General features: G+C 70.2%; 5 protein-coding genes. 1 reads left to right on the top strand and 4 read right to left on the bottom strand.

Annotated elements, in window-relative coordinates:
* The 4 genes from GA0115259_RS35125 to GA0115259_RS35110 all read right to left on the bottom strand — a co-directional run.
* A partial coding sequence (locus GA0115259_RS35125; RefSeq protein WP_141716822.1) for an XdhC family protein occupies positions 1-212 on the bottom strand: 212 nt, incomplete at its 3' end.
* Positions 213-310: 98 nt separating this feature from the next.
* On the bottom strand, positions 311-2,695 hold the full coding sequence (pucD, locus tag GA0115259_RS35120; protein ID WP_093604390.1) for a xanthine dehydrogenase subunit D: 2,385 nt from the start codon (positions 2,693-2,695) through the stop codon (positions 311-313).
* 5 nt (positions 2,696-2,700) lie between these two features.
* Positions 2,701-3,294, bottom strand: a complete 594-nt coding sequence (locus GA0115259_RS35115) for a (2Fe-2S)-binding protein (protein WP_093604388.1) — start codon at positions 3,292-3,294, stop codon at positions 2,701-2,703.
* A 2-nt stretch (positions 3,295-3,296) separates the two neighbouring features.
* On the bottom strand, positions 3,297-4,187 hold the full coding sequence (locus GA0115259_RS35110) for an FAD binding domain-containing protein (protein WP_093604386.1): 891 nt from the start codon (positions 4,185-4,187) through the stop codon (positions 3,297-3,299).
* 369 nt (positions 4,188-4,556) lie between these two features.
* On the opposite strand from GA0115259_RS35110, the gene GA0115259_RS35105 reads away from it, so the two are divergent.
* Positions 4,557-5,094 (top strand): PucR family transcriptional regulator ligand-binding domain-containing protein (locus GA0115259_RS35105; RefSeq protein ID WP_176732766.1); only part of this gene is annotated, 538 nt, incomplete at its 3' end.

Genomic DNA, 5,094 nt, shown 5'->3' with positions numbered 1-5,094 from the left:
GCCCCCCCCCCCCCCCCCTGCCGGCACAGCTCGTACACCGCGCCCTCCACACAGCCGCCGGAGACCGAGCCGGTCGCCGTGCCCTCGCGGTCGACGGCGAGCGCGGCGCCCGGCCCGCGCGGCGCGCTACCGCCGACCGCCACCACCGTGGCGACGGCGAAGTCGCGTCCCTGCCCGACCCACCGGTTCAGCTCTTCGGCGATGTCCAGCATCACGGTCCTGCCTTCTCCCGGGCCCGCCCTCGGGCGGTCCTGCCACTGAGCCTGCCACTGAGCTGACGGAGCATCAGTTGTGGTCGTACGTACGGCCGTCAGGTGCCCGTGAGATGTTCCGGCCGTACCGGTGTCCTGTTCAGCTCCAGACCGGTCGCGTTCCTGATCGCCGCGAGCACCGCGGGAGTCGACGACAGAGTCGGGGCCTCGCCGATGCCGCGCAGTCCGTACGGCGCGTGGTCGTCGGCCAGTTCGAGTACGTCGATGGGAATGGTCGGCGTGTCGAGGATGGTGGGAATCAGATAGTCGGTGAAGGACGGATTGCGCACCTTCGCGGTCTTGGGGTCGATCAGGATCTCCTCCATGACCGCGATGCCCAGGCCCTGTGTGGTGCCGCCCTGGATCTGGCCCTCGACGGAGAGCGGGTTGAGGGCCTTGCCGACATCCTGGGCGACGGCCAGTTCGATCACCTTGACCAGCCCCAGCTCCGTATCCACCTCGACGACCGCGCGGTGCGCGGCGAACGAGTACTGGACATGGCCGTGGCCCTGTCCCGTACGGAGGTCGAAGGCCTCGGTCGGCCGGTGGCGCCACTCCAGCTCCAGCTCCACCGCCTCGTCCTCCAGCACGTCCGCGAGATCGGCGAGGACCTCACCGGCGTCGGTGACGACCTTGCCGCCTTCGAGCAGCAGCTCGGCGGTGGCCCACGCCGGGTGGTACGTACCGAACTTGCGCCGGCCGCGCTCCAGGACCTTCTCCCGGACGGCCTCGCAGGCGTGCTTGACCGCGCCGCCCGTGACATAGGTCTGGCGCGAGGCCGAGGTGGATCCCGCGGAGCCGACCCGGGTGTCCGCGGGCTGGATGGTGACCTGGGCGACGCCGAGTTCGGTCCGGGCGATCTGCGCGTGGACGGTGACACCGCCCTGGCCGACCTCGGCCATCGCGGTGTGGACGACGGCGACCGGCTCTCCGGCGATCACTTCGAGCCGCACACGCGCGGTGGAGTAGTCGTCGAAGCCCTCGGAGAAACCGACGTTCTTGATACCGACCGCGTAGCCGACACCTCGTACGACGCCTTCGCCGTGGGTGGTGTTGGAGAGTCCGCCGGGCAGGGCGCGTACGTCGGCCTCCTCACCGGCCGCGAGCCACTGCTGCTCGGGCGGCAGCGGCCGGGCCTTGACGCGGCGCAGCAGTTCGGCGACGGGCGCCGGCGAGTCGACGGGCTGTCCCGTCGGCATCAGCGTGCCCTGCTCCATGGCGTTGAGCTGCCGGAACTCCACCGGATCCATATCGAGCGCCGCCGCCAGCCGGTCCATCTGCGCCTCGTACGCGAAGCACGCCTGGACGGCGCCGAAGCCGCGCATCGCGCCGCAGGGCGGGTTGTTGGTGTAGAGCGCGAGCGCCTCGATGTCGACATTGTCGATGGCGTACGGGCCGGCGGACAGGGAGGCGGCGTTGCCGACCACGGCCGGCGAGGAGGAGGCGTACGCGCCGCCGTCCAGCACGATCCGGCACCTCATATGGGTGATCCGGCCGTCGCGTGTGGCGCCGTGCTCGTACCAGAGCTTCGCCGGGTGGCGGTGGACATGGCCGAAGAACGACTCGAACCGGTTGTAGACCATCTTGACCGGTTTGCCGGTGCGCAGCGCCAGCAGACAGCCGTGGATCTGCATCGACAGATCCTCCCGGCCGCCGAAGGCGCCGCCGACTCCGGAGAGCGTCATCCGGACCTTCTCCTCGGGCAGTCCGAGGACAGGAGCGATCTGGCGGAGGTCGGAGTGGAGCCACTGGGTGGCGACATAGAGATCGACTCCGCCGTCCTCGGCGGGCACCGCGAGCCCGGACTCCGGGCCGAGGAAGGCCTGGTCCTGCATACCGAAGACATACTCGCCCGAGACGATCACATCGGCGCGCGCGGCGGCGGCGTCGGCGTCGCCGCGGACGATCGGCTGGCGGTGCACGATATTCGGGTGCGCGACATGGCCGCTGTGGTGGTCGCTGCGGCCCTCGTGGACCAGCGGCGCGCCGGGCGCGGTGGCCGAGGCCTCGTCGGTGACGACGGGCAGTTCGGCGTAGTCGATACGGATCTTGGCGGCGGCGCGGCGGGCGGTCTCGGGATGGTCGGCGGCGATGACGGCCACCGGTTCGCCGTGGTGGCGGACCTTGCCATGGGCGAGGACCGGTGTGTCCTGGATCTCCAGCCCGTAGTTCTTCACCGGGGCCGGGAGATCGTCGTAGGTCAGTACGGCGTGGACACCCGGCGTGGCGAGGGCCTCGGCGATATCGATCGATCTGATCTCGGCGTGCGCCACGGTGGAACGCAATGTGTGGCCCCACAACATGTCTTCGTGCCACATGTCTGAGGAGTACGCGAACTCTCCGGTGACCTTGAGGATGCCATCGGGACGGAGTGTCGACTCGCCGATGCCGCCTCTGGTCCGGGAGCCCTGGCTGAGGCTGGTGGGAGTTCCGGTGGTGGGCATGGCCGTCAGACCGTCTCTTCCTGTCGGGCAGCCGCGAGCCGGACCGCGTCGAGGATCTTCTCGTAGCCGGTGCAGCGGCAGAGGTTGCCCGACAGCGCCTCCCGGATGTCCGCGTCGCTCGGGGAGGGCGTACGCTCCAGCAGCTCGTCGGCCGCGACCAGCAGCCCGGGCGTGCAGAAGCCGCACTGGACGGCGCCCGCGTCGATGAACGCCTGCTGGACCGGGGACAGTTCGCCGCTCTCGCCGTGGTGGGCGGCGTCGGGGGTCGCCGTCGCCTCGCCGGGCGCGGCGCTGGTCGCCTCACCAAGGCCGGCCGCGGGGACGTCCGTGCCGCTGGTCGCGGCGCGGTTTCCGGCGTACTCCGCGAGGCCCTCGACGGTGATCACCTCGCGGCCCTCGACCTGACCGGCCGCCACCAGACAGGAGCAGACCGGGACACCGTCGAGCCGTACCGTGCAGGAGCCGCATTCGCCCTGCTCACAGGCGTTCTTGGAGCCGGGCAGACCCAGCCGCTCCCGTAGGACGTAGAGCAGGCTCTCGCCTTCCCAGACGTCGTCGGCCCGCTGCTCACGTCCGTTGACCGTGAAATTGACGCGCATGGCTATGCGGCTCCTTCCAGGGCGCGGCCGGTGCCGCGGTACTGCTCCCAGGTCCAGCCGAGCTGGCGGCGGGCCATCACGGCGACCGCGTGACGGCGGTAGCGCGCGGTGCCGCGCACATCGTCGATCGGGTTGCAGGCACCCGCGGCCAGCGTGGCGAACTCCCGGGCGATGGACGGTGTGATGATCCGGCCGCTCTCCCAGAAGCCGCCCTCGGCGAGCGCCGCGTTCAAGAACTCCTCGGCCGTGCGGGCCCGTACGGGAGTGGGCGCGGCGGAGCCGATACCGGTCCGTACGGTCCTGGTCGCGGGATGCAGGGCGAGTCCGAAGGCGCAGACGGCGATGACCATCGCGTTGCGCGTACCGACCTTCGAGTACTGCTGCGGACCGTCCGCCTTCTTGATGTGCACCGACCTGATGAGTTCGTCGGCGGCGAGCGCGTTGCGCTTCACACCGGTGTAGAACGCGTCGATCGGGATACGGCGGCTGCCCCGTACCGACTCGACCTCGACCTCGGCGCCTGCGGCGAGCAGCGCCGGATGCGCGTCACCGGCCGGGGACGCGGTGCCGAGATTGCCGCCGACGCCGCCGCGGTTGCGGATCTGCGGCGAGGCGACGGTGTGGGAGGCGAGCGCGAGGCCCGGCAGCTCGGCCCTGAGGTGCTCCATGATGTGGGTGTACGGCACGGAGGCGCCCAGCTCGACGGTCTCCTCACCGACCGTCCATGTGCTCAGCTCGCCGATACGGTTCAGATCGAGCAGGTACTCCGGCCGCCGGTGGTCGAAGTTGATCTCGACCATGACGTCCGTGCCACCCGCGATGGGCACAGCCGTGGGGTGCTCCGCCTTGGCGGCGAGCGCCTCCTCCCAGCTCGCTGGGCGAAGGAAGTCCATGAGTGGCTCTCTTCTTGATCGGTGGCGTCTGGATCGGTGGCGATTCCTGACCGGTCGCGATCGGGGTCTCTTCATGAGCTCTTAACGCTGTGTGGCACAAGTACACAAGCAGTGCTCCGCCTGGTGCAGTCACCGAAACCATGAAGGAGTTGGCTGGTCGCCTTCTGGGTCTTGTAGATTCGAACGAAAGAATGGACCAGGTAACCGTGAGGTTTTCCTCCTGAAACATGCGTACGCGGGCTGTGCGCGTACGCCAACAACTTCAAGACCCATGAGCTTCAGGAACTACGGGCTTCAGGACTCCGAGCCGCTCGGCACCGGCGGGTGGACGGGTGGGCGACCACGAGAAAGATCGGCGGCGACGACGAGATGCGGCTGCGCGCACTGCTGGGAACCGATGCGCTGGGCCTGCGGCTGCTGGGCGGCGAGGACGAGTTGGACCGGACCGTCCGCGGAGTGATGACCACCGATCTGCGCGACCCGAGCCGCTATCTCTCCGGCGGGGAGCTGGTGCTCACCGGTCTCGCCTGGCGGCGGCGCGCCGAGGACTCGGAGCCATTCGTCCGTATCCTGGTCGGCGCCGGAGTCACCGCGCTGGCCGCGGGCGAGGCGGAGCTGGGCGAGGTGCCCGACGATCTGATCATGGCGTGCGAGCGCCATCGGCTGCCGCTCTTCGCGGTGAGCGAGGACGTGGCGTTCGCGGCGGTCACCGAGTATGTGGTCCGCCAGGTGTCCGGCGAGCGGGCGGGCGATCTGGCCGCGGTCGTGGACCGCCACCGTCGGCTGATGACCGCGGGCCCGGCGGGCGGCGGTCCGGATGTGGTCCTCGATCTGCTGGGCACCGATCTCGATCTGCGGGCCTGGGTGCTCTCGCCCACCGGCCGGCGGATCGCGGGCGCGAGCGAGC

The sequence above is a fragment of the Streptomyces sp. MnatMP-M17 genome (genome assembly GCF_900091995.1).
Classification (GTDB): domain Bacteria; phylum Actinomycetota; class Actinomycetes; order Streptomycetales; family Streptomycetaceae; genus Streptomyces.
This window is presented reverse-complemented; position numbering and strand designations above follow the sequence as displayed.